General features: G+C 67.2%; 24 protein-coding genes. 14 read left to right on the forward strand and 10 right to left on the reverse strand.

The annotated features are described in order from the left end of the window. Positions 1-90: 90 nt before the first annotated feature. From PT85_RS00370 to PT85_RS00380, 3 genes are read right to left on the reverse strand one after another with little or no spacing between them, the layout of a single operon-like run. A complete protein-coding gene (locus PT85_RS00370) occupies positions 91-1,083 on the reverse strand; it encodes a lysylphosphatidylglycerol synthase transmembrane domain-containing protein (RefSeq protein WP_039605643.1) in 993 nt (330 codons plus the stop codon). After that, positions 1,080-1,838, reverse strand: coding sequence for a DUF2334 domain-containing protein (locus PT85_RS00375; RefSeq protein WP_039605644.1), 759 nt, complete (start codon positions 1,836-1,838; stop codon positions 1,080-1,082). Before PT85_RS00375 ends, PT85_RS00370 begins: the two co-directional genes overlap by 4 nt. Further along, the gene (locus PT85_RS00380) at positions 1,831-2,946 is read right to left on the reverse strand and encodes a glycosyltransferase family 4 protein (RefSeq protein ID WP_027591793.1); all 1,116 of its coding nucleotides are present in this window, start codon (positions 2,944-2,946) and stop codon (positions 1,831-1,833) included. Before PT85_RS00380 ends, PT85_RS00375 begins: the two co-directional genes overlap by 8 nt. 219 nt (positions 2,947-3,165) lie before the next feature. Between PT85_RS00380 and olsB the strand changes: the two genes are divergently transcribed. Together olsB and PT85_RS00390 are read left to right on the forward strand one after the other, a co-directional pair. Continuing rightward, positions 3,166-3,903 carry an L-ornithine N(alpha)-acyltransferase gene (gene olsB, locus PT85_RS00385; protein ID WP_039559916.1) on the forward strand — a complete coding sequence of 246 codons (738 nt, stop codon included), beginning with the start codon at positions 3,166-3,168 and terminating at the stop codon, positions 3,901-3,903. Further along, the gene (locus tag PT85_RS00390) at positions 3,900-4,712 is read left to right on the forward strand and encodes a lysophospholipid acyltransferase family protein (RefSeq protein ID WP_052237566.1); all 813 of its coding nucleotides are present in this window, start codon (positions 3,900-3,902) and stop codon (positions 4,710-4,712) included. Before olsB ends, PT85_RS00390 begins: the two co-directional genes overlap by 4 nt. 76 nt (positions 4,713-4,788) lie before the next feature. Here PT85_RS00390 and PT85_RS00395 read toward each other — a convergent pair whose 3' ends face one another. Then, positions 4,789-5,367: an acyl carrier protein phosphodiesterase gene (locus PT85_RS00395; RefSeq protein WP_039605645.1), complete on the reverse strand. Its 579-nt coding sequence runs from the start codon at positions 5,365-5,367 to the stop codon at positions 4,789-4,791. Between the two features lie 271 nt (positions 5,368-5,638). Here PT85_RS00395 and PT85_RS00400 point away from each other — a divergent pair, with 271 nt between their 5' ends. The 11 genes from PT85_RS00400 to PT85_RS00450 all read left to right on the forward strand — a co-directional run bounded on the left by PT85_RS00400 (position 5,639) and on the right by PT85_RS00450 (position 17,979). Continuing rightward, the gene (locus tag PT85_RS00400) at positions 5,639-6,436 is read left to right on the forward strand and encodes a metal-dependent hydrolase (RefSeq protein ID WP_039605646.1); all 798 of its coding nucleotides are present in this window, start codon (positions 5,639-5,641) and stop codon (positions 6,434-6,436) included. A gap of 544 nt (positions 6,437-6,980) precedes the next feature. Beyond that, complete coding sequence (locus PT85_RS18335) at positions 6,981-7,754, forward strand: methyl-accepting chemotaxis protein (protein WP_267882102.1); 774 nt, start codon at positions 6,981-6,983, stop codon at positions 7,752-7,754. Between the two features lie 15 nt (positions 7,755-7,769). Beyond that, complete coding sequence (locus tag PT85_RS00410; RefSeq protein WP_027591788.1) at positions 7,770-8,135, forward strand: response regulator; 366 nt, start codon at positions 7,770-7,772, stop codon at positions 8,133-8,135. 4 nt (positions 8,136-8,139) lie between these two features. Then, a complete protein-coding gene (locus PT85_RS00415; RefSeq protein WP_027591787.1) occupies positions 8,140-8,409 on the forward strand; it encodes an STAS domain-containing protein in 270 nt (89 codons plus the stop codon). A gap of 12 nt (positions 8,410-8,421) precedes the next feature. After that, positions 8,422-10,386, forward strand: coding sequence for a chemotaxis protein CheA (locus PT85_RS00420; protein ID WP_039605647.1), 1,965 nt, complete (start codon positions 8,422-8,424; stop codon positions 10,384-10,386). 57 nt (positions 10,387-10,443) lie between these two features. Then, positions 10,444-12,024 (forward strand): methyl-accepting chemotaxis protein, encoded by a 1,581-nt coding sequence (locus tag PT85_RS00425; protein ID WP_234702658.1) that lies wholly within the window; start codon positions 10,444-10,446, stop codon positions 12,022-12,024. 9 nt (positions 12,025-12,033) lie between these two features. Beyond that, entirely contained in the window at positions 12,034-12,570 is a 537-nt protein-coding gene (locus PT85_RS00430; RefSeq protein ID WP_039605649.1) for a chemotaxis protein CheW, read from the forward strand. Positions 12,571-12,581: 11 nt separating this feature from the next. Continuing rightward, positions 12,582-13,430 carry a CheR family methyltransferase gene (locus tag PT85_RS00435; protein ID WP_052237567.1) on the forward strand — a complete coding sequence of 283 codons (849 nt, stop codon included), beginning with the start codon at positions 12,582-12,584 and terminating at the stop codon, positions 13,428-13,430. Beyond that, positions 13,430-14,464 carry a protein-glutamate methylesterase/protein-glutamine glutaminase gene (locus PT85_RS00440; protein WP_039605650.1) on the forward strand — a complete coding sequence of 345 codons (1,035 nt, stop codon included), beginning with the start codon at positions 13,430-13,432 and terminating at the stop codon, positions 14,462-14,464. Before PT85_RS00435 ends, PT85_RS00440 begins: the two co-directional genes overlap by 1 nt. Before the next feature lie 20 nt (positions 14,465-14,484). Further along, on the forward strand, positions 14,485-15,741 hold the full coding sequence (locus PT85_RS00445; protein WP_051587383.1) for an EAL domain-containing response regulator: 1,257 nt from the start codon (positions 14,485-14,487) through the stop codon (positions 15,739-15,741). 105 nt (positions 15,742-15,846) lie between these two features. Beyond that, positions 15,847-17,979: a response regulator gene (locus tag PT85_RS00450; RefSeq protein WP_052237568.1), complete on the forward strand. Its 2,133-nt coding sequence runs from the start codon at positions 15,847-15,849 to the stop codon at positions 17,977-17,979. Between the two features lie 141 nt (positions 17,980-18,120). Here PT85_RS00450 and cysZ read toward each other — a convergent pair whose 3' ends face one another. From cysZ to PT85_RS00470, 4 genes are all read right to left on the reverse strand, one after another. Further along, entirely contained in the window at positions 18,121-18,852 is a 732-nt protein-coding gene (gene cysZ, locus PT85_RS00455; protein WP_175444380.1) for a sulfate transporter CysZ, read from the reverse strand. 136 nt (positions 18,853-18,988) lie between these two features. After that, on the reverse strand, positions 18,989-20,842 hold the full coding sequence (locus PT85_RS00460) for a sensor domain-containing diguanylate cyclase (RefSeq protein WP_052237569.1): 1,854 nt from the start codon (positions 20,840-20,842) through the stop codon (positions 18,989-18,991). Positions 20,843-21,109: 267 nt separating this feature from the next. Then, positions 21,110-21,721 (reverse strand): SOS response-associated peptidase, encoded by a 612-nt coding sequence (locus PT85_RS00465; RefSeq protein WP_039605651.1) that lies wholly within the window; start codon positions 21,719-21,721, stop codon positions 21,110-21,112. A gap of 18 nt (positions 21,722-21,739) precedes the next feature. Then, positions 21,740-22,000 carry a putative signal transducing protein gene (locus tag PT85_RS00470; protein ID WP_027590062.1) on the reverse strand — a complete coding sequence of 87 codons (261 nt, stop codon included), beginning with the start codon at positions 21,998-22,000 and terminating at the stop codon, positions 21,740-21,742. A gap of 125 nt (positions 22,001-22,125) precedes the next feature. Here PT85_RS00470 and PT85_RS00475 point away from each other — a divergent pair, with 125 nt between their 5' ends. Further along, a complete protein-coding gene (locus PT85_RS00475) occupies positions 22,126-23,289 on the forward strand; it encodes a 1-acyl-sn-glycerol-3-phosphate acyltransferase (protein WP_039605652.1) in 1,164 nt (387 codons plus the stop codon). A 45-nt stretch (positions 23,290-23,334) separates the two neighbouring features. Here PT85_RS00475 and PT85_RS00480 read toward each other — a convergent pair whose 3' ends face one another. Both PT85_RS00480 and PT85_RS00485 read right to left on the reverse strand, forming a co-directional pair. Further along, complete coding sequence (locus PT85_RS00480; RefSeq protein ID WP_052199688.1) at positions 23,335-23,859, reverse strand: outer membrane beta-barrel protein; 525 nt, start codon at positions 23,857-23,859, stop codon at positions 23,335-23,337. Between the two features lie 137 nt (positions 23,860-23,996). Next, complete coding sequence (locus PT85_RS00485; protein WP_039605653.1) at positions 23,997-24,572, reverse strand: hypothetical protein; 576 nt, start codon at positions 24,570-24,572, stop codon at positions 23,997-23,999. Positions 24,573-24,628 lie beyond the last annotated feature (56 nt).

Genomic DNA, 24,628 nt, shown 5'->3' on the forward strand with positions numbered 1-24,628 from the left:
CGCTGGCCGCTGTGGGGCCGGGGACCTCGGCATCTGCCGAAACTCCGTCTGCCGGCGTAAAGCCGGTGGCCTCGACCAGCCCTGCTGCGGTCACGACTGGCGAAACCGCACCAGCCGGCGCAGCAGCGGTCGGCCGGCCAGGTGCAGGAACAGCGGGGCGCCGGCGATCAGGTAGAAGTAATAGGTGACGCCCCGCCAGATGATGATTGCCGCCGCCGCGCTGGACTTGCCCACCAGCGGGGCGAGCAGCGCCACCGAGGCCAGTTCGGCGCTGCCGGCGCCGCCAGGTAGCAGGCTCAGCTGGCCGGCGCCCAGCGCCAGCACCTGGACTAGCACCGTCCAGGCCCAGGGCAGCGTGCTGCCCAGGCCCTGCAGGGTCAGGTAGAGCACGCTGTAGCGCAGCAGCCAGTGCAACGCGGTGAGCACGAATACCCCCAGCAGCACCCGGCGTGGCAGTCGCAGGCTGTCCTGCAGCGCATTGCGAAAGCCCAGCACCTTGCGCCCCCAGTGCACGCGCCGCCGCCAGGGCACGCCCAGTCGCGCCAGCAGATGGCCACAGATGCGCAAGAGGCGGCGGTGGTTCCAGGCCAGCAGGAAGGCCAGTGTCAGCCCGCTGATCAGCAGGAGCAGGCTGGCACCGAGCATCCAGCCCAGGCGCGAGCTCAGCGCGTTGAACAGCGCATAGCAGAAGATGCCCAGCAGCGCGCAGGCGAACACCAGCAGATCGCCCAGTTGTTCGACGGTGAAGATCGCCGTGCCCTGGGCCGGCCGCAGGCCGTGGCGCATCAGCAGCGCCATCAGGGTCAACGGGCCGCCGGCGCCGGCCGGCGTGGCGCAGATGGCGAACTCCGTGGCCATCACCACGCCCAGCGCACGGCCCTGGCCCATCGGCCGACCGACCAGCAGCAGGCGCAGGCGCAGCGCGTTGAGATTCCAGCCCACGAGGATCATGCCCAGCATCGCCAGCAACAGTCCCGGGGGAAAGGTGCGCAGGCGCTCCCACAGCCCGCTGCCGCCCAGCAGCAGAGGCACCAGCGCGGCGGCCAGCAGTGCACAGGCCAGCAGCCAGAGTCCGCGCTTCATGCGGCCGCTCGCTGCGTCCTGCAATGCTCCAGCCAGGCCGCCTTGGTCAGGGGGATGCGGCCGCTGTCGAGCAAACGGCGCACGGTGGCCAGCCAGAAGGCCCGCCCGCTGGGGTGGCGCAGATCCTCCGGATGCAGCGCCAGACGCAACACCGGCGCCTGCTGGTAGCGCCGCAACTGGGCTGCGCACCAGGCCTGGGACAGGCCGCGCCGCCAGGCACTGCGACTGGTCCACACCAGCGTCGGCGCAGGCAGCGCGGTGAAGTTGGGCAGCAGCAGCAGGCTGCGTGGATCGCTGGTATAGCGCAGCCCGCTGCGGGCCAGGGCGCGCCGCGTGCCGGCGCTCATCAGCCAGGCCGGGGCGACGAACCCCTGCAGCGGCCAGCCGAGGCGCTTAAACAGCTCGACGCCTCGGGCCAGGCGCTCGCCGGCGCGCTGTTCATCGAGACGGAAGAACTCGCCCTCGCGGGTGTAGACGCGGCGCATGAACCAGTCGCGCGGATCGCGCGGCGGCGGTTCGTCGTCGCAGTGATGGAAGCCATGCAGGATCAGCTCGTCGCCCCGCGCCAGGCGCTGTTCGAGGATGTCACGCAGCGGACTCGCCTGCAGGGGGTGGCGATGGTGGAAGTTGGGCACCACCAGCCAGCTCAGGGGCAGCGGACCGAGCTGGTCGAGCGCCTCCACGAACGGCCGGTACTGCGGCCAGCCGGGTGGCGCCACGTCATGCAGGACGATCAGCAGGTGCCGCTCAGCCATGCACCACCGCCGGCAGTTCTGTAACGCCCAGCACGGCGCGGTAATGGCCCAGCAGGCCGGCGACCACCGTGTCCCAGGAATAGTGACGCTCCACATGCCGGCGGGCCTGGCTGCCCAGTTGCCGGGGATCGCCTTCGAACAGCATCCGCACGGCCTGGGCCATGGAGGCGCCGTCGTTGGGCCGGCACAGCTGCCCGCAGTGCGGGGGGACGATCTCGGCCAGCGCCCCGGCGCGCACCGCTACCACCGGGATGCCGCTGGCCATGGCCTCCAGCACCACCAGGCCGAAGGTTTCCTGGTTGCCGGCGTGCAGCAGCGCGTCGCTGCTGGCCATCAGCCGCGCCACCTCGGTGGCGGGGCAGAAGTGGTTGATCACCGTGACATTGGCCGGCACCCGGGTGGGCATGCCGGAGCCGACCAGCAGCAGGTGGAAGGGATGCCCCAGGCGTTGTGCGCAGTCCAGCAGCACCGGCAGGCGTTTTTCCCGCGAGCCGCGCCCGGCGAAGATCAGCAGCCGGGTCGCGTCGTCCAGGCCCAGCTGGCGTCGCAGGCCCTCGTCACGGTGGCGCGGGTGGAAGGTGTCCAGGTCGACGCCCAGCGGCTGCACGTGAACCTGCGTCACGCCCAGCCGCCGCAGTTTGTCGGCCATCACCTGGCTGGGCGCCAGCACGCGTTCGAAATTGCCATACAGGCGGGCGATATAGGCGTCCAGGTTGGTGTCCAGCCAGGGGCCGATGCGGTTGCGCACCAGACGCGGCAGGTCCGAGTGATAGAAGCCGATCACCGGCACGTCCAGGCGCCGACCGGCGTCCAGCGCCGCCCAGGCGGTCAGGTAGGGGTCGCCGACCTCGATCAGGTCCGGCTGCAGCGCGCGCAGCAGGTTACGCCACGGCGTGCGGCGTATGGGAAAGCGGTAGCCCCGGGCGAAGGGCAGCGGCGGGGTTGGGATGCGGTAGATGCCGTCGTGCTGGCTGTAGCTGTCGCCCGGAATCAGCAGGCTGTGCTGCACGCCGGGGTAGGCGCACAGGCGGCGGTGCTTGGCGTCCAGATAGGTGCGTACTCCGCCGCTGGCCGGCGCGTAGAACATCGTCATGTCAGCGATATGCACAGCATTCCTCCGTTGCGATCCGCTTCGATTGACCGTGCCGGACAGCGGGTGTTCGAAGGCTCTCTTCCTTCAAGACCGAAGCTTAGACGCGAACCTCGCACCCTTCGGGCTTTGTCACGCCGCCGTCATGCCGCTGTCACCGCCCCGACACCGGCCCTCCCTAGCATCGCCCTTGCCCACACTGCCCGACCGGCGGAGAAGCCGGCCAAGGAGACAAGCATGTTGCGTTCCCCCAGCCGCCTGCAGGCCGTGCGCCTGAGCGGTGACGATCAGCTGCGCGAAGCCCAGGCCCTGCGTTATCGCGTGTTCAGCCAGGCCTTCGAGGCCCACCTGCCGGGTGCCGACGAGGGGCTGGATCGCGACGATTACGATCCCCACTGCCTGCACATTGGGGTGCGCGACCTGGACAGCGGTGCGCTGGTGGCCACCACCCGCCTGCTCGACCACCAGGCGGCGCGCGGCCTGGGGCGCTTCTACAGCGAAGGGGAATTCCGCCTGCGCGGTCCGGCGCTGAGCCAGGGGCCGCTGCTGGAGATCGGCCGCACCTGCGTGGATGCCGCCTATCGCAACGGCGCGACCATCGGCGTGCTGTGGAGCGAACTGGCGGAAATCCTCAACGAGGGCGGCTACCGCTACCTGATGGGCTGCGCCAGCATCCCGATGCGCGACGGTGGCATCCAGGCGCGCGCGGTGATGCAGCGCCTGCGCGACAGCTACCTGTGCCACGAGCACCTGCGCGCCGAACCGCTCAATCCGCTGCCGGCGCTGGACATGGCGCTGCCCGACAACCTGGTGGCCGAGTTGCCGCCGCTGCTCAAGGCCTACCTGCGCCTGGGCGCGAAGATCTGTGGCGAGCCCTGCTGGGACCCGGACTTCCAGGTCGCCGACCTGTTCATCCTGCTGCGCCGCGAAGACCTCTGCCCGCGCTACGCCCGGCACTTCAAGGCCGCGGTATGAGGTGGCTGCGGCTGGCCTGGCGCCTGCCGCGCCTGGTGGCGGTGCTGCTGCTGGGCGTGCTGTTCTCGCTGCTGCTGGCACTGGTCGAGCCGCTGTGGCGCGGCGATCGCCTGGCCCTGCGTCTGCGCCTGACCCGGCGCTTCCACGCCGCGCTGGCGGCGGCCCTGCCGTTTCGCGTCACGCTGATCGGCGAGGTGCCGCAGGAGCCACGGTTGTGGGTCGGCAACCATGTGTCCTGGACCGATATCCCGCTGCTCGGCCAGCTGCTGCCACTGGCCTTCCTGGCCAAGGCGGACGTGCGCGGCTGGCCGCTGCTCGGCTGGCTGGCCGAGCAGGGCGGTACGCTGTTCATTCGTCGGGGCAACGGCGACGGCGCGAAAGTAGCCGAGCAACTCGCCGAGCGCCTGGGCCGACCCGGCGCGCTGGCGCTGTTCCCGGAAGGCACCAGCACGGACGGCACGCAGGTGCGCACCTTTCACGGTCGCCTGCTGGGCAGTGCCACGCAGGCCGGTGTGCCGCTGCAGCCGGTGGCCATTCGTTATCTGCGTGGCGGGCGCATCGACCCGCTGGCGCCGTTCATCGGCGACGATGAGCTGCCCGGCCACCTGCTGCGCCTGCTGGGCGCCGAGGTGGCGGAGGTGCAGATCCACCTGCTGCCGCCCATCGACAGTCGCGGCAGGAGCCGGGACGATCTGGCCCGGCTGAGCCAGCAGGCAGTGGCCGAAGCGTTGGGGCTGAGGGTGCCACCCTCTCCCCCGGCCCCTCTCCCGTCGAGGGAAAGGGGAGACGGTGCATGCAGGCCGGCGTAGGGTGGGCAACGTTGTTCTTGCCCACCATGGTGGTGGCCGCGGGTTCTGTCTGGCGGCCAGGAAAGCGCTGACTGCCCTACGCCGACCGCTGCTCTTCGGCGAAACGCATCAATTGCGGATAGAACGCGCGGAAGTCCTCCCACAGCGGGTCGTAAAGGCGTGCCAGCTCATCTTCCGCAGCGTCCAGCAGCTGCGGGCGCGACAGGCGGCGGCGCATGGCATCGACCACCCGAGGCAACGTGTCGAAATGGCGGTAGCTGCCCAGCCAGTCCTGGGCGGCCATGCGCGGGGCGATCAGCGCCAGGTGGCCGGGCAGCTCCGGGGTCACCGCCAGCACCCGGTACACGCGCCCGGTGAACTGCGGCAGGGATTCGCCGGCGTAGTCATCCCAGGCCCGCGCCAAGCAGTGGTCGAAGAACAGGTCGAGCAAGATGCCCGAGGTGCGCCGCCGATCGGCGGGGAAGCGCGCACGGGCGGCCAGCACCGCCGGATGGCTGTCGGTGAAGGCATCGATGCGCCGGTGCAGACGGATCGCCGCCTCGATGTCGGCGGCAAAGCGCCCGGCCAGCGGACCCTTGACGAAATCGCCGTAAAGGCTGCCGAGCAACTGGGCCGGCGCGGGGCCGCCGAGGTGCAGATGGGCGAGGTAGTTCATGGGGTGGAAGCTTACCGCGAGGGCGTGGGCCGCGCATGCCGGTGGTCAGGCGGCCGGCAGGCCACGGGGTCGTAGGGTAGACAACGGCGCAGCCTTGTCTACCGGGCTTTGCGCACGGTCGGTCGGTGGAAAATCGCTGCGCGAGTTTTCCACCCTACGGGGCGGGACGCGGCGGAGACCGACGCTCCGCGGCAATCCATGCGAAAGACCGGCTCCGCGCCGGGTCCAATTGGCGTTGACTACTCTCGACCGTCTTGCGTGAGCGTCCGCCATGTCCCAACCGACCGATCTGCACATCCGCCCCCGTCGTCTGGCGTCCGGCCTGCCGGATCCGCTGCCGCGCCACTGGCACGGTGGCAATGCCTTCAAGAGTCATCTGTTCAACGCCATGTCGGTGCTGTTCCCCGATGGCGAGCGCTTCTTCATCGATTCGGTACGGCTGTTCCGTGAGCAAGTCACCGATGACGAACTGAAGGAACAGATTCGCGGCTTCATCGGCCAGGAAGGCCACCATAGCCGCGAACACCTGGAGTACAGCCAGCGCCTGCGCGAGCTGGGCTATGACATCGACGCCATCGAGCGCCGGCTGCCGGATCGCCTGCAACTCGCCGCCACCTGCGCGGTTGAACACCTGACCGCCATCATGGCCAACGCCCTGCTGTCCAACCCGGACTGGATGGAAGGCGCCGACCCGTGCTTGGCGCGCCTGTGGCGCTGGCACGCGCTGGAGGAAACCGAGCACAAGGCGGTGGCGTTCGATCTCTACCTGCAGGTCTGCGGCAGTCCCTGGCTGCGCCGCCGGGCGATGCTGCAGAGCACGATCTTCTTTACCTGGGACACCACGCGCGGGCTGATCCATTTCCTGCGCCGCGACGGCCTGCTCTGGAACTGGGGTGTCTGGCGCGATGGCCTGGGCTGGCTGTGGGGACGGCGCGGCATCTTCCGGCCGCTGGTGCGCGATTACCTGGACTTCTACCGGCGCGATTTCCATCCCTGGCAGCACGACAACCGGGCCTTGATGGTCCGCTATCAGGAAGAATTTGCCGGCGAGGTGCTCGGGCGGGGCTAGTTGAACCCGTGGGGCGGTCAAACACCCGCCCCACGGTGTGCCAGCCGGCTCTGCTGGCCTGACCATGTCCCGTCTGTCACAAAGAATTCACCCGACATAGGTGGTTCTACTCACGCGCCCGAAATGTGCGTGATGTCACAATGCCAGTTGATTGTGTGATCTGCGATGCAGGAATCGACTGCGCATGCCTCCCCGGAATTCTTCTGTTGTTGCTCTCGCGGCCCTGGCCGTTCTCAACCTGTTGATCTGCACCTGGCTGGCGTCGGTCTGGTGGCAGGGCCTGTTGTGGGCGGCCGCCCTGGCGGGGCTGCTGCTCTGGGTCGGCCGTTCCCCGGCAGGCGTGCGGGAGGAGTCGCAACCCGCAGCTGATCTCCCGGACCCGGAGCAGACCGAGCGCCTGCAGCGCTTGCAGGCGCTGACCGGCAGCGTGGTGCCGATGTGGAACCGCCACCTGGGCCTGGCCCGCCAGCAGATGGGCGATGCCATCGGCAACCTGGGCAGCGGCTTCAGCGGTCTCAACCAACGCCTGCTGGCCGGCGACCAGATGGCCGGTGGCGAGCTGGGCAATCGCGCCATTGCCGCCATCGACCAGGCCGAGCAGGGTCTGCAGAGCCTGGTCGAGGCCCTGCGCCAGACCCAGCAGTACCGCGCCAGCCTGGTCAGCGAAATCCTCGGCATCGCCGGCCACACCAACCAATTGCGGCGCATGGCCGAACAGGTCGGCGAGATCGCCGACCAGACCAACCTGCTGGCCCTGAACGCCGCCATCGAAGCGGCCCGCGCCGGCGATGCCGGGCGCGGTTTCTCGGTGGTCGCCGACGAGGTGCGCAAGCTCTCCAACCAGTCCGGCGAGGCCGGCAAGCAGATTCGCGAGACGGTGAAGACCGTGACCGACGCCATCCACAAGGCCGAGACCCTGTCGCAATCCTTCGCCGAGCGCGAGCAGGCGCTGGTCAGCGACTCCAGCCAACTGGCCGAGCAGATCGTCGCCCAGTTCGCCGACACCAGCCGCGCGTTGCAGGACTCGCTGCAGCAACTGCGCGACGAGCGCGGGCAGATCGAGCACGACCTGGCCCAGCTGATCGTCAACCTGCAGTTCCAGGACCGCGTCGACCAGATCATCAGCCACGTCACCGCCGACATGGAGCGCCTGCAGGCCTGCGCCCGCGACCTGGCCGAGTGCGATCTGGCCGGGCTCGGCGTCGAGCAGTGGCTCAAGCGCCTGGCCGGCACCTACACCACGCTGGAGCAGCAGGCGCTGCACGACGGCCGGCGCAACAGTGCGGCCGCCGCTTCCTCCTCCGTCACCTTCTTCTGATTCAAGGAGCATTCGATGAGCAAGACAATCCTGGTCGTGGACGACTCCGCCAGCATGCGCCAGATGATCGGCCTGACCCTCAAGGGCGCCGGTTACAGCGTCATCGAGGCCACCGATGGCAAGGACGCGCTGGGCAAGCTGGACGGCCGCAAGATCAACCTGATCGTCTCCGACGTGAACATGCCCAACATGGACGGCATCGCCTTCGTGCAGGCCGCCAAGCAAGTGGCCGGCTACCGCTTCACCCCGGTGATCATGCTCACCACCGAAGGCAGCGAAGACAAGAAGCAGCAGGGCAAGGCCGCCGGCGTGCGCGCCTGGATGGTCAAGCCGTTCCAGCCGGCGATGCTGCTGGACGCCGTTTCCAAGCTGGTGATCTGAACCCATGACGCCCAGCGATCCCAACGCCGTGCTGCAACTGGGTGGCGCCTTCACCATCGAACGCGCCGCCGAGCTCAAGGGCCTGCTGCTGCAGCAGATCATGGCGGAACGCCCCGAGTGCCTGGGCCTGCGCGGCATCACCGAGCTGGACACCGCTGGCCTGCAGCTGCTGCTGGCCATCAAGCGCTGCTGGCCGCGCCTGCGCCTGGTCGAGCCGAGCCCGGCGGTGTGCCAGGTGGTGGATCTGCTGCGACTCGAAGATTTCATCGAGTAGTCGGAGGACGAGATGGATATGCAAGCGGTGCGCAGCGTACTGCTCGAGGAAGCCCGCGAGCTGCTGGCCACCTATGAACACACCCTGCTCGAAGTCGAGGCCCATGGTCTGGACGGCGAGCGGATCAATGCGATCTTCCGTGCCGCCCACACCCTCAAGGGGTCGTCGGGCATGTTCAACCTGCAGCTGGTGGTGAGTTTCACCCACCTGCTGGAGAACCTGCTGGTGCGCGTGCGCAGCGGCGAGCAGCCGATGGACGGCGCGCTGATCAGCCTGCTGCTGCGCTGCGGCGACTACCTGAGCCGGTTGTTCGACAAGGTGGCGCTCGGCCTGGATGACGAAGATCCCGACCCGGCGCTGCGTGCCGAGTTGAGCGCAGCGCTGGCCGACTACCTGGGCGAGGTGCAGGTGCTCAAGCCGCTGGCCGGCGTGCCGGTGCGCGGCAACGCGCAGGACTGGCTGATCGGCATTCACTGCCACCCCGAGCTGTTCCACCATGGCCTCGATCCGCTGCCGTTCATCCAGTACCTGATCGGCATGGGCGAGCTGCTGGAGCTGGCCCTGGACCGCGAGCTGATTCCCAGCCTCGAGGACATCGACCCGGAGACCTGTTACTTCAAGGTCGACCTGCTGCTGCGCACCGACGCCAGCCGCGAGGCGCTGCTGCAGGCGCTGGAGTTCATCCAGGACGACTGCGACATCAGTCTGGAGCCTCTGGAGGCAGTGGCCGCCGAAGCACCCACTGAGCCCGTTGCAGTCGAACCGGCGCCGCTGGCGGCCGCGCTGGACAGTGGCGAGCCGAGCGAGCGCGCCCCGGCCCGGCGCGACGAGCAGATGATGATCAAGGTCGACGCCCGCAAGCTCGACCAACTGATCGACGCGGTCGGCGAGCTGGTGACCCGTTCGGCGCGCTGCCGCACCCTCAGCCAGAGCTCGGCCCGCGAGGCGGTGGAAACCTTCGTCGAGGAAGTCGACGACTTCATCGAGCAGTTGCGCGACCGCGCCCTGGAACTGCGCATGGCGCCGATCAACGAAGTGTTCCAGCGCTTCCCGCGCGTGGTGCGCGACGTGGCGCGCGACCTCGGCAAGGAGGTCGAACTGCAGATCCGTGGCGCCGAGACCGAGCTGGACAAGACCATGCTCGACAAGCTCGCCGACCCGCTGCTGCACATCGTGCGCAATGCCCTGGACCACGGCATCGAGCCGGTCGAGGCGCGCCGCGCCGCCGGCAAGCCGGCCCGTGGTCGCCTGCTGCTCAACGCCTACCACGAGTCCGGCTCGGTGGTGCTCGAGATCAGCGATGACGGCCGTGGCCTGAACGCCGCGAAGATCCGCGCGCGGGCCATCGAGCGCGGCCTGATCGGCGCCGAGACGCTGCTCGACGAACAGGGCATCTTCGCGCTGATCTTCGAAGCCGGCTTCTCCACCGCCGAACAGGTCACCGACCTGTCCGGGCGCGGCGTGGGCATGGACGTGGTGCGCCGCAGCATCGAGGCGCTGCGCGGCTCCATCGAGATCCAGTCGACGATGGGGCAGGGCACCTGCTTCCGCATCCGCCTGCCGCTGACCCTGTCGATCATCGACGGTTTCCAGGTGGTCGTCGGCGAAGCCCGCTTCGTCATTCCCCTGGAGCAGGTGGTCGAGTGCCTGGAGCTGCCGAAGAACGCCAGCGCCAACCAGGTGATGAGCCTGCGCGGCACGCCGCTCAGCTACCTGCGCCTGGCCGAACTGTTCGAGCTGCCCCGCGACCCCGCGGCCCGCGAGTGCCTGGTGGTGGTCCAGCACGGCCAGCAACGCACCGGCATCGTCGTCGACCGCTTCGCCGGCGAATTGCAGGCGGTGATCAAGCCGCTCAACCCCATGCTGCGCAACGTGCCGGGCCTGGGTGGCTCGACCATCCTGGGCGACGGCCGCGTGGCGCTGATTCTCGACATCAATTCCTTGCTGGCCACGCCGCGTCGCGTGGAGCACGCCTAATTCTGGTTAGCCTTACCTGGAGCACACCTCATGCAGTGGTATCTCAACCTCAAACTCATGCAGAAGCTACTTATCGCTTTTAGCATCGGCGCGCTGCTGACCCTCGTTGTGGGCGTTTTGGCTGTTATGCGTTTGCAGCAAATGGCCCATCTTACTGAGGACCTTTATAAGAACCGTCTGCTGTCCATTGACTACTTGGCCAAGGCTTCCTCCTACATGCTCACCCACGCCCGGGGCGTCGTGTCGCTGCCATCCTTGCTGGATGACGAGGAGCGACGCGCGGTACTGAACCGCAACGTGGTCCGTGAGGAAAGAATCACTGAACTGGTGACTGCCTACGCCGCGACTGAGGCTACAGCGGAAGAGCAAGCGCAGTTCGAACGCACCCAGGCGCTGTACGCTCGTTACCTGGAGATGACTCGCTCAATCGCACGCGTCTCGAATGCCGGCAACCTGGAGCAACTGCGCGTGCTGACTACCGGAGAGTTCCGCACGGTGGTCCAGTCGCTGAGTGATGAAATTATCAAACTGATCGAATTCAGCTCCAAGGCCGCTGAGGGGTCGATGCAGGAGGCTGCTGAAGTGGCGGACATGACCTTCAGGATCATGATTGCCGTCATCATCATGGCCGTGCTGCTGGCCATCGTCATGGGCCTGCTGCTGTCCCGCCATGTCACCCGTCAGCTGGGCGGCGAACCGGACTACGCCACCGCGATCGCCCAGAAGGTCGCCGCCGGCGACCTGACCGTCGAGGTCCAGGTCAGCAACGACAACAGCCTGCTGGCCTCCATGAAGTCCATGGTCGAACGCCTGACCCAGGTGATCGGCGAGGTGCGTTCCTCGGCCGATGCGCTGGCCTCCGCCTCCGAACAGGTGTCCGCCGCTTCCACCACCCTGAGCCAGAACTCCACCGAGCAGGCCGCCAGCGTCGAGGAGACCAGCGCCGCCATCGAGCAGATTGCCGCCACCGTGGCGCAGAACGCCGAGAACGCCCAGGTCACCGACAACATGGCCACCAAGTCGGCCAATGAGGCCCGCGAAGGCGGTCGCACCGTGAAGGAAACCGTCAACGCGATGAAGGACATCGCCGAGAAGGTGAAGATCATCGACGCCATCGCCTACCAGACCAACCTGCTGGCGCTCAACGCTGCCATCGAGGCTGCCCGCGCCGGTGACCACGGCAAGGGCTTCGCGGTGGTCGCCGCCGAAGTGCGCAAGCTGGCCGAGCGCAGCCAGGTGGCCGCCCAGGAAATCGGCGAGCTGGCCTCTTCCAGCGTGCAGCTGGCCGCCAACGCCGGCCAGGTGCTCGACCAGATGGTGCCGGCCATCGGCCAGACCGCCGACCTGGTCAAGGAAATCACCGCCGCCTCCCACGAGCAGAGCACCGGCCTGGAGCAGATCACCGCGGCCATCGGCCAGCTGTCGCAAACCACCCAGACCAACGCCGCCGCGTCCGAAGAGTTGTCCGCCACCTCCGAAGAGATGAGCGCCCAGGCCACCCAGCTGCAGCAGATGATGACTTTCTTCCGCTTGCAGGCTGGCGAAACCGGCATGGCCAGGGAGCACGCCGCCGCGCGCCGCCAGGGCTTCAAGCGCAGTGGCGCGCCCGTCGACGAATCGGCCTTCACTGCGTTTTAAGGAGTGCCCATGAGCAGCGAGCGCAACGCCGGCACGGCCCTGCAGGCCGGGCAGTACCTGATGTTTACCCTGGGCGAGGAAACCTTCGGCTGCCGCATCGCCTGCATTCGCGAAATCATCGAATGCCCGCCGATGACCGCCATTCCGCTGACCCCTGCGTTCCTGCGCGGGGTGATCAACCTGCGTGGCGCGGTGGTGCCGGTGATCGACCTGTCGGTGCGTTTCGAGCGCGGTCGCACCGCGCTCGCCGAGCGCACCTGCATCGTCATCGTCGAGGTGGCCGGCGCCGAGGGTCCGCAATTGCTCGGTGTGATCGTCGACGGGGTGACCGAGGTGCTGGAAGTGGACACCGCCGACCTGGAGATGCGCCCCAGCCTGGGCGGTGGCATTCGCGCCGATTTCGTCGCCGGCATGATCCGCCAGGGTGATCAGTTCGTTCTCGCCCTGGATATGGACAAGGTCCTGTCCGGTGACGAGCTGGCGCGCCTGGTGGATATCCAGCAGCAGGCGCGCGGCGAGCAGGCGCGCGAAGGCGCGCTGAACTGACGGGGGGCGGCATGTCGGGTGTCTACGGACTCAGCACGAGCGCTTTCCGACACATTCGCGAGGCGTTCCACCGTGGCAGCGGTATCGACCTGCCGGAGAGCAAGCGCCAACTGGTGGCCGGCCGCTTGTACTGCCGCCTCAAGGCACTCGGCCTGCCGGACTTCGACGCCTACGTCGCGCTGCTCCAGCAGCCGGAGCAGGCGCTCGAGCGGCAGTGCATGGTCGACCTGCTGACCACCAACGAGACCTACTTCTTCCGCGAGCCGGAGCATTTCCGCTACCTGGCCGCGCAGATCCTGCCGACCCTGCGCCAGCGCCCGGTGCGGGTCTGGTGCGCGGCGGCATCCACCGGCGAGGAACCCTACAGTCTGGCCATGCTGCTGCAGGACAAGCTGGGCGACGGTGGCTGGTCGCTGCTGGCCAGCGACCTGTCGACCCGGGTGCTGGGGCGTGCGAGTCAGGGCCTGTACCCGCTGCAGCGCCTGGAGCTGCTGCCGCAGGAATACCTCAAGCGGTTCTGCCTGCGCGGCACCGGTGACTATGAAGGCCAGTTGCTTATTCGCCGCGAGTTGCGCGAGAAGGTGCGCTTCTGCCAGCACAATCTGTTAGATTCCGCCGCCGATTTAGGGCAATTTGACATCATCTTCTTGCGCAACGTACTGATCTATTTCAACGGCGCCACTCGCCATCAGGTGATCCAGCAGGTGCTACGTCAGTTGCGCCCCGGCGGCTGGCTGATCATCGGCCATTCCGAATCGCTGCAGGGCGTGCAGAGCCCCGTGCAACTGGTGCGTCCGTCCGTCTACCGGCTGCCGGCCTCGCTGGCCGCGGTGCGTGCCGACCTGCGCGGAGTCGCCTGATGATCAAGGTGATGATCGTCGATGATTCGGCGGTGGTGCGCTCGCTGCTCAAGGAAATGCTCTCCGGGCAGCCGGACATCCAGGTGATCGCCACGGCGCCCGATCCGCTGTTCGCGCAGCAGAAGATGCGCAGCGAGCGGCCGCACGTGCTGATCCTCGACATCGAGATGCCGCGCATGGATGGGCTGACCTTCCTGCGCCAGCTGATGGGCGAGGCGCCGATCGCCACCATCGTGTTCTCCTCGCTGGCCGAGCAGGGTTCGAGCACGGCCCTGGATGCCCTGGATGCCGGGGCGGTGGGCATCATGACCAAGCCGACCGGTGGCATGAGCGAGTTCATCGCCGCCCACCAGCGGGACTTCCTGCAGATGATCCGCGACGCCGCCCAGGTGCGCCTGGCGCCGCGCCGGCCGGTTTCCGGTCGCCCACAGGCGGTGGTCGCGCCAGCGCGACCGCTGCAGCGCACCACCGACAGCGTGGTGGCGATCGGCACCTCGACCGGCGGCACCCAGGCGCTGGAACGGGTGCTCACCCGCCTGCCGGTCACCTGCCCGGGGCTGGTGATCGTCCAGCACATGCCGGCCAACTTCACCCGGCTGTTCGCCCAGCGCCTCAATGCCCTGTGCGAGATCGAGGTGCGCGAAGCGCGCAACAACGACCGGGTGCTCAGCGGGCAAGCGCTGATCGCCCCGGGTGGCCTGCACCTGCAGCTCAAGCGCAACGGCGCGCAATACGCGGTGGAGGTGCTGGACGGCCCCCAGGTGTCGCGCCACAAGCCCTCGGTGGACGTGCTGTTCCGCTCGGTGGCCCGCACGGCCGGACGCAACGCGCTGGGCGTGATCATGACTGGCATGGGCGACGACGGCGCCCGCGGTCTCAAGGAAATGCACGAGGCCGGGGCCACGACCCTGGCCCAGGACGAACAGAGCTGCGTGGTCTTCGGCATGCCCAAGGAGGCCATTCGTCACGGCGGGGTCAGCCGCGTCTGCGCCCTCGATGACATCCCCGAACTGATTGCCCGCTTTGGGCGTTGAATCTGCCTGGATACACCCTGATGCAGCTTGCCGAACTTCCCCTGTCCGTGCGCCAGACCCGGGTCCTGCTGGTGGACGACAGCGCCCTGCAACGCGAATGCGCCGCCGAGCTGCTCGAGACCCTCGGCCTGTCGCTGATTGCCCAGGCCGCCAGCGGCCGGGAGGCGCTGACGCTGCTGCGCCGTCTGGCCGAACAGCAACTGCCGCTGCCGCTGCTGATCCTCGACCTGGAAATGCCGGAAATGGACGGCATCGAGCTGCTGCTGCAACTGCATGAGGAGGACCTGTGTCCGCCGGTCGTGCTCTCCAGCGGCTGCGAGGAGGCCTTGGTGGCCACCGTGCTCGATATGATCCGTACCCTGCGCCTGCCCCTGCTGGGCAATCTGCCCAAACCGCTGTCCGGCAAGGACCTGCACGGGCTGCTGCAGCACCTGCCGAACCTGGCGAGCCCGCCGGTCGAGGAGGCCGTCAGGCCGACCGTCAGCGTCACCGTTCCGAGCCTGCGCGAGGCCTTGCGCCAGGGCCATATGCGGCCCTACTACCAGCCGAAGATCGACCTCAAGAGTGGCCAGCTGCTGGGTTACGAGGTGCTGGCCCGCTGGCAGGATCCACGCCAGGGCATGCTCTACCCGGGTGATTTCATCGCTCTGGCCACGGAAAGCGGCCTGTTGCCGGAGCTGACGTTCCAACTCGTCGAACAGGTGTTGGCCGACGCGGCGCGCCTGCAGCAGCAGGGCTGGACGCCGAGCATGGCGGTGAACATCGATATCAGCATGCTGGCCAACCGCAACTTCGCCAATGAACTGATCGCCCGCGTTCAGGCCAGCGGCGCGCGCGCCGAGCAATTGATTCTGGAAGTCACCGAAAGCGCGCTGATGCACGACACCGCCGCCACCCTGGCTTCGGTAGGCCGCCTGCGTCTGGCCGGCTTCGGGCTGTCCATCGATGACTACGGCACCGGCTTCTCGACCCTGCAACAGCTGACCCGGTTACCGTTCACCGAACTGAAGATCGACCGAGCCTTCGTCACCAGCGCGCACCGTAACCGGCGCAGCCTGGCCATCCTGCAATCGGCCATCGACATGAGTGTGCGCCTGCGATTGCCGAGCATCGCCGAGGGCGTGGAGACCATCGACGAGGTGCGGCTGCTCTGCGGCCTGGGCTGCAGCGCCGCGCAGGGCTACCTGTTCGCCCGCCCGATGCCCGGCGAGGCGCTGCTGGACTGGCATGCCGCGCATGCCGGCAAGGCGTCGCTGGAAGACTGGTTCCGGAGCTGAGCAGCTGGAACAGACTTTGCTGCATGGGCACCATTTCCAGTCTCGTCAAAAAGCCATCACCGGGTGGGGTGGCTGACGACGCGGCGTCGCTGAAGGACTTCCATCGTGCAGAACCCTCGGCTTGCCCTGGCGCTTTTCATCGTCCTGGTCCTGGCGGTTGTCGTCATTTTCTGGTGTCTGCTACGCCCGGAGACCCACCCGCTGCTGGCGAGCCTGCCGTTGGTGGTGCTGACCTTCCTGTTCACCCACCTTTGGCACCGGCGCCGGCGCCAGGCGCGCGAGACCCTTTACCAGCAGCTGCTGCGCCAGCTGCCGATTCGTCTGCGCATCCGCGACCGTCGTGGCCGGCTGTTGCTGGACAATCGCCCACACGAACAGGGTGGGCTGGTGTTGCAGGCGCATCTACCGCTGGAGCGCGCGGAACCCCCGGCCACGCTGTCGCCGATCAGTCGGCGCGCCTGGCAGGGATTGCGCGAGGTGCTGGCCAGCGGCGAGCGCCAGGAGATGGGCATCGAACTACCGGCCAGCGCCGAGCATGGCCCCCAGGCGTACCGACAGATTTTCTTCCCGGTTTTCGATGGCAGTCAGCGCATCACCGCGCTGGGCAGCCTGCTGATTGATGAAAGCGATCTGCGTAACACCGCCAACGCGCTGCGCGCGCTGACCGCGGACTTGGAGCACCAGGTGGACGCGCGCACCCGCGAGCTGCTCGAAGCCAAGGAGAACGCCGAGCGCCAGGCCGAACTGCAGGCCGAGTTCATGGCCCATCTCAGTCACGAGATTCGCTCGCCGCTCAGCGCGCTGATCGGTCTCTCCCATCTGGCCCGGCGCAGTTCCCGCGACGCCCGGCTGGACAGCTACCTGGATAAGCTGCGCAAGGCCGCCGAACACCTGCTGGAGATCGTCAACGACGTGCTCGACTTCAGCCGGCTGGATGCCGGCCGGCTGCCGATTGCCCAGGTGCCTTTCAGCCCGACCGAGCTGGTGTGGAACGTGGTGGACATGGTCAGCGAAGGCGCCCGCGAGAAGGGCCTGACGGTCGGCGTGGAGCTGGATGCACAGGTCCCGTCCAGCCTGCACGGTGACCCGCTGCGCGTCTCGCAGATCCTCATCAATCTGGCCAGTAATGCCGTCAAGTTCACCAGCCACGGGCGCATCGACTTCCGCATGCGACTGCTGGAAGGGGGGGCGGAGCGCGTGCGGCTGCGCTTCGAGGTCGAGGACAGCGGCGTGGGAATCGCCAACGAGCACCTGGGGCTGCTGTTCAAGCCGTTCAGCCAGCTGCCGGGCCATGCCGAACGCTCGTCGGGCACTGGGCTGGGTTTGGCGATCTCCGCCCGGCTGGCCAGCCTGATGGGCGGCACGCTGGGCGTCCATAGCGCGCCGGGGGAAGGCAGCCTGTTCTTTCTCGAGCTGGAGCTGAGCCGGATGTCCACCGCACCTGCCGAAGAAACTGCCGCGGCCGCCGGAGATACGGCACAGCGGCGCTTTGCCGGTCACACGGTGCTGCTGGTCGATGACGATCCGCTGATGCGCGAGGTGTCCGCCGAGCTGTTGCAGCTGCTCGGCCTGCAAGTCCGCATGGCTGCCGATGGCCAGCAGGCGCTGGACTGCCTGCGGGCCGAGGCGGACATCGCCCTGGTCTGCATGGATCTGCAGATGCCGGTGCTGGACGGCCTGGAAGCGACCCGCCGCCTGCGCCAGAGCTGGCCTGAGCTGCCGGTGATCGCCATGACCGGCAGCACCCGGGACAGCGACCGGCAGGCCTGCCGCGCGGTGGGCATGAACGATTTCCTGGCCAAGCCGGTGGCTTTGGATCAGCTGGCGAGGGTGCTGGAGCGCTGGCTGCCGGCCGCACCCGCCCCGGTGCCGGAGGCAATGCGGAGCTTGCCGCTCCCGGACATCCACGGACTCGACCAGGCTGCGGCCCTGGAGCGCATGCTCGACAATCAGCCCCTGTACCTGCGCCTGCTGCGGCGCTTCCTGGACGAGAACGCGCGGTTCCCCGAGCAGTTGGTCGAGCGGCTGGCCGCAGGGCAGAGGGCGGAAGCCGCCGATTTGATGCACCGCTTCAAATCCCTGGCGGCCACCCTGGGCGCCGTGGAATTGCAGGCGCAAAGCGGCCGGCTGGAAACGGTGCTGCAGGCGGGGGAGGATTCTGCCGAGGCGCTGGCTGCGTTCGAGGCGGAGTTCCGGCGTCTCTACCCGGCGCTGCGCCAGGCCCTGGAGCACGTGTAGCGGACGGAGCCGGGCGCCGCATCATACATGTGGAGGCAGATGCTTTGGCCACCCAGCGCCGCGCCAACAGCTCGCGAATCAATTCGCTCCCACGGGGGTAGCGCGTCGCTTTCCTCGGAGCGGATTCGTCCGTGAGCCTGCTTAGCCCCGGCCGCCTTCGCGCACCCAGAACACCGTGGCGCCGGCCACGGCGGCGGGCATCATCAGGATGTTCAGGCCGGGCACCAGCAGCGCCGCGTAGGTGATACCGCCAAAGCCGAGGCTCTGCCAGCGGCGGGCGCGCAGCCAGTCGAGCATCTCGTTCCACCCCAGCTTGTTGTTATCGGCCGGGTAGTCGATGTACTGCACCGCCATCATCCAGATGCCGAACAGCAGCCACAGCGGCGCAGCCAGCACGTTGAGGCCGGGGATCAGCGAGAGGATCAGCAGCGCCAGGACGCGTGGCAGGAAGTAGGCCAGCTTGCGCAGCTCGCGGCCCAGGGTGCGCGGCACCATGGCCGCCAGCTCGCCCCAGCTGAAGGTCGGGAAGGAGTCCTGGCCGCGCACCACCACTTCGACCTTCTCGGCGAGGAAGCCATTGAAGGGTGCGGCGATCAGGTTGGCCAGCAGGGTAAAGGTGAAGAATACGATCAGCAGCACCAGCGCCACGAACAGCGGCCAGAGCAGGTATTCGAGAAAGGCCAGCCAGTCGGGCAGGCTGGGCATGAAATAGTCGACCCACTGGCCGAACTGCTGCACGGCCAGGCCGATCAGCACGGCGAACAGAACCAGGTTGATCAGCAGGGGCAACAGGACGAACAGACGCAATCCCGGGCTGAGCACCAGGCTCAATCCTTGGCGCAGATACTGTGGGCCGCTCAGGACGGGTGGCATGGGAATCTCCTGCAAGGGGTGGCGCGCGACTTTACCAGAAGGTGTGCCAGGCATTGCAGCGCGCACTTTTGTAGGAGCGGCTTTAGCCGCGTTGCTTTGTGCGGTTCCCCCCAGAAGCTCGCGACTGAAGTCGCTCCTACAGTTCGTGCAGTGCGGCCTGTTCAGTGGGAGTGGCCTGGCTGACGCAGTGGCCCAGGCCGTCCAGCTTGGCCTGGTACATGGCCTCGTCGGCGGCATTGATCAGTGCGTCCGGGCTGCTGGCGTGCCGGGGATAGAGGGCGATGCCGATGCTGGGCAGCACGAAGTCGATACGCTGGCCGGACAGGCTGTAGGGCTGGGCCAGCGCAGCATGCAGGCGTTGGGCAATGAGCACGGCCTTGTCCGCATCGGCGTCCGGCACGAGCAGGGTGAATTCGTCGCCGCCCAATCGGTAGAGCAGATCGGGCTGGCGCACGGCGGTGCGCATGCGCTCGGCGATGGCGACCAGCAGGGCGTCGCCAGTGGCATGGCCGTAGCGGTCGTTGACTTCCTTGAAGCGGTCCAGGTCCAGATACAGCAGGGCCAGCGAGCGTCCCGTTCCGTGTGCCTCGTCGCAGCAATAGTGGAGCTGCTCGGTGAAGGCCATGCGGTTGCCCAGGCCGGTCAGCGGGTCGCGATGGGCCAGGTCATAGAGCTGCTCCTGGAAGGCGACCTGGTCGCCGATGTCATGCAGGATGCCGCGCAGGCCGCAGTAGCGGCCGCTGGCGTCGCGGATCAGCGAGATGCGGGTCTCGAAATAGCCGATAGCACCGTTACGGCGGCGGATCGGCACGACGAAGCGTGGCGCGACCCTGCCGCCGATGGTCTGTCGGAACTGCTGGCGTAGCCGCTGCAGTTCATCGACGCCGATGATTTCCGCCAGGTGGCGGCCTAGCAGCTCCTCGGCGGTGCAGCCCAGCTGCCGTTCCAGGCCGCGGCTGACCGTGAGGACGCGGCTTCCGGCGTCGATCTCGAAGTAGCCGTCGTCGATGGAATCGAGAATCGCCTGGTCGCGGGACTCGCTGCTGTCCAGGCGGTCGAGCATGCGGTTCAGGGCATGCCCCAGTTGGCCCAGCTCGTCCTGCCCGAGGCGCGTCAGGCGCGACGCATGGGCGTTCAGGCCGATGCTGGCGATCTCCCGGTGCATGAAGCGGATGCGGCGCAGCAGGCAGAACTCCACGCACAGCCCGGCCAGCAGCAGGGCGCCCGCACAGAGGAGCAGTATCCAGTCGATGAAGCAAGCCAGTTCCTGCATGCCTTGCAGGTAGGCCTGGCGAGGCAGGCTCAGCCGCAGGCGCAGGCCGTCCTGCGCTTGCGGGGTATGCAGGTGCAGCTCGGTGTGCAGCTGTGCCGCGGTGCTTTCCACGCCGGTGCCTCGCGCCAGAATCGCCGGGACCGGCGAAGACGCCGGCGATGTTCCGCTGGCCAGGGTTTCGTTGTCCGGCGGCAGCAGTTGCAACTCGGCCCCGGGCGCGATGTGCAGTTCGTCGAGCAGTCGCACCGGGTCGAGCCGCTGGCCGGCGAGCAGCCGGCCCTGTCCGTTCGGCAGCGGGAGGCCGAGCAGGATCAGCGGCTGTTCCTGCCACCAGGCCAGGCTGATGGTCGGCGGCTCGGCTGCGGCCAGGGGCGCATCGAGGGCAAGCTGCGCGAGATCCATCTCCAGTCGGGAAAACAGGCTGAGCGCGGGCTCGCCGTCATCAAGACGCAGGATGAAGTCCAGCTCGGCCGGCGCGGCGGGTACGTCCTCAGTCGCAGAGGCAAGCCGCAAGGCGTAGCCGTCCAGGCGGCTGAGCAGATAGCGCCCCTGTTGTTCCAGCGCGTGCTGGACCTGCCCGGAGGCCTGGTGCAGGCGTAGCTGATCCTGTTGATCAAGGTAGGGCAGCAGCAGGCGCTCGCCGAGCACATTGACCGCCAGCAGCACCAGAAGCAACAAGAGAAGGAACAGCCAGGACAGGCGCTTGCGCAGGGTCATTGGTGGATGCGGACAGGGAGGGTAAAAAGTGGCGCGGATTATGCCTGTTTTGTGATGCGCTTCAAAAATAGGGGTTGACTATGGAAGGCATTGAAACGGGCGATTTTTCCGATCAAGGGCGGTTCCGTACTCTTGCCGCCACGCCAGACAGGCACCTTTTCCCGGAGCCATCCCGTGTTTCGCTTCCCCCGTGTGGGGTGGTTCCGTTTTTATCCAACTCGTTCGCGATGCCAAACGTTCGCGAATGAATTCGCTACCGCAGGTGGGTCAGGCCGGGGTCAGGCACTCCGGGCCATCCAGGTTCGGGTCGTTGACCAGCCCCGCCAGTGCCCGCTCGCGCAGAGGCGGTACGGGCGCCTGCAGCAGCGCCGTCAGCCGGGCTGCCGGAGTCTCGGCCGCCAGCCAGTCGCGCTGGCCCTCGGCATCCAGCAGCAGTGGCCGACGCAGATCGGCCGCCGGGCGAGTCACCAGCGCCAGACTCAGGTACTCGCGATCCCCGGCCGGATAGACCTCCCACAGCGCCGCGCAATACAGCAGGCCGCCCTCGGCCCCGACCCAGTAGGGCCGTTTGCGCACGCCTCGCCACTCGTAGAAGCCGTTCACCGGCACCAGGCCACGCCGCAGGCGAAACGCCTCGCGGAACATCGGCTGTTCGGCCAGGGTCTCGGCGCGGGCATGGGCGGGTGTACGGGACAGATCGGTCAGCCAGGCCGGGGTCAGTCCCCAGCGCGCCAGGTCGGCGCGCTGGGTCTCGCCATCTGCGCGCAACAGCAACAGCGACGCGCCAGGGGAAAGATTCCAGTGGGGTTGCAGCGCGGGGAAGCCGGGCAGCGCGGCGAGCGCGGCGGGCCAGCGGAACAGGGCAAGACGGCCACTCATGGATCAATCAGCCTTACATCAGCAGAGCAGTTCGCCGGGACCGCCAAGAGGCTCCTCGGCGGGCAGCGGTTCGGCAGCCGTGTAGGCAGCGATCAGCTCCCGGGCGCGTTCGGTGTGTTCATCCTCGACCAGCAGCGCGAGCAGCCCGCCGGCGGGCAGTTCGCCGACGGCGCCCATCAGGTGCTCACCTTGCAGGTAGGCGGCGATGCCCTCGCTGGCCAGCATGTCGCGCAGCAGGTTCGCTTCCAGCAGATCCCAGGGGCGGTGAATGCACTGCATGGGGAGGTATCCTCGCGACAAAACGCCTGACAGCGGGTTGGATGTGACTTGCGAGTATACTTGGCGATCTATTTTCCGCGCCCCTTTGGGTGCTGCATGTTTTTCTCCTCCCGAACGAGACCATGATGGGCACCTTCGACGCCATCCGCCCTTACGCCGACAGCGAGGTTTCCGCTGTGCTGGCGCGCCTGTGCAACGACACCGAATTCCTCGATACCCTGACCCGCTTCCGCCTGCCGAAACTGGCCGGGCTGTTTGGCTGGGCGCTGCGCCCGCTGGTGGCGCGCCGCCTGCGCCGCGAAGTGCAGGGCATCGACAGCGTGGCCAAGCTGCAGGCCCGCATCGAGCCCTATGTGGATCGCACCATCGAGCGGGCCACCGATGGCATCAGCTATTCCGGCCTGGAGCATCTGCACAAGGGTCGCCGCCACCTGTACCTGGCCAACCACCGTGACATCGTCATGGACCCGGCCTTCGTCAACTACGCGCTGTACCACGCCGGCCACCGCACACCGCGCATCGCGATCGGCGACAACCTGCTGCAGCGGCCCTTCGTCAGCGACCTGATGCGCCTGAACAAGAGCTTCATCGTGCACCGCTCGCTGACCGGGCGGCGCGAGAAGCTGGCGGCCTTCCAGTTGCTGTCGGCCTACATCAACCAGTCGATCCTCCAGGATGACGAATCGATCTGGATCGCCCAGGCCGAGGGGCGGGCCAAGGACGGTGACGATCGCACCGACTCGGCGATCCTCAAGATGTTCCACATGAGCCGCAAGGACGAAGCATTCGGCCAGGTGATCGACGAGCTGTCGCTGGTGCCGGTGTCGATCAGCTACGAATACGACCCCTGCGACCTGGACAAGGCGCGCGAGCTGTATACCCGCGCCACCACCGGCAGCTACACCAAGGCGCCGGGCGAGGACGACCGCAGCATCGCCAAGGGCATCACCGGCTACAAGGGGCGCGTGCACATTGCCTTCGCCGCTCCGGTGCGCGGCGCCAGTGACGACGCCAAGCAGCTGGCGCAGGAAATCGACAAGTGCATCCTCGGCAACTACCGGCTGTTCCCGGTGCACTACCTGGCCTACGCCATGTGGGAAGGGCGCGAGCCCGAGCTGGCGGTGCCGGCCGCCAACGAACTGTTCGGCGCCGAGGAGCTGGCCAGGGCACAGGCGGAATGGGACCGCCGCCTGACCGCCTGCCCGGCCGAACACCGGCCCTGGTTGGTGGTGCAGTACGCCACTCCGGTGCGTAACCAGTACCGCATCCGGAACGCCCGACCCTTGTAGGGGTAGGGCTGAGTGGGAAGATCGAAATCTTCCCACTCAGACTGATCAGAAACGGTACGAGGCGCTGAGAAGGCTGGAAGTAACGGAAGAGGTATCCGGTACCCAGAAATCGTCATAGTCGCTGGAGTCGCGGAAATTCAGCGATAAATCGACCGACACTTTTTCCCAGTTGTAACCGACACCGAGACCGAACTGCGGGCCGCTGAAGGTTTCCTTGAATCCGTACTCTTCCCATTCTTCGCGGAAGAAGCCGGCACTTACATAGGCTTTAAAGCCATTTTCGATCAGGTTGATTCCGCCGAGAACCAGCAAGTCGTAGCCGCTAGCTTCCCAAGTGCTGTATTTGTCATGTTCAGCCGAGTAGAAGTTAACTTGCGCGCCAACATGGTTGTTGATGGCTGCTGTGGCTGTCAGGGCCAGACCGCTGAATTCGTCATCGGCATAGCGATCAAATTCCTGGGTGCTGTTGTAGATCCCTCCGCCGAGGGAAAACTTGATGTCCTGAGCTGCAGCAGGCAGGGAAGCTAATGCTAGAAGTGAAGCAGCAATCGCGATGTGCATTTTTTTCATTTTTTAAAGCTCCTTTTTTAATAAGTTACAGCCGGGAGCTTGTCGGCCTATTCTGCATTTTCTTTAGGGAGGTGACGGATAACGTTTGCAGGTCACAGCGCACCATGCTACCCCGCCCTAGGGCGGGGTAGCATTCTTCATAGCTCGTTCAGCGCCTCCAGCTTCACCGCCTCGGCGTAGGCCAGCTTGTCGGCCTGTTCAGCGTCGCCTTCCACCGAGACCATGAAGCGGTTGTTGATGATCAGCATGATCTTGCCGTTCTCGTCCTGGATGCCGCGCTGCTTGCCGATCTTCACCGACTTGCCCATGCTGCCGGCCAGCGCGGGGTTGGTCATGACCACCATCATCTGCGAGAGCATCGGCGAGTCGCCGACGATCTCCACTTCGATGTATTGGTCGTCCTTGTTGTAGGTGCGCGAAGCCTGCAGGCCGCCGCCGAACAGTGCCGCACCGGCGGAGGAGCTTTGTGCCTCGTCGGCTTCCCAGCCCGGCAGCGGGGCCGGCAAGGCCTTGGTCAGCGCATCGGCACTTTTCTCGTTGAGCAGTTGGGTGGCGTAGCCGAGATTTTCCTTGGTACCGCTCATGTCGCCCTGGTTATAGGCCTTGAGGGCTTCCTCGAGCGCTTCCTTGATGTCATCGGCCTGGGCCGTGCCGGCGCAGGCCAGCAGGGCGGCGAGTCCGAGGGAGGCGAGGGTGCGGGGTGTCCTTTGCATGGTGATCGTCCTTGTTGTCGGTGGATAGCAGGCAGCATATGACCTGTTCGGCCAAC

Origin of the sequence: Pseudomonas flexibilis, from assembly GCF_000806415.1 — a bacterium.
GTDB lineage: Bacteria > Pseudomonadota > Gammaproteobacteria > Pseudomonadales > Pseudomonadaceae > Serpens > Serpens flexibilis.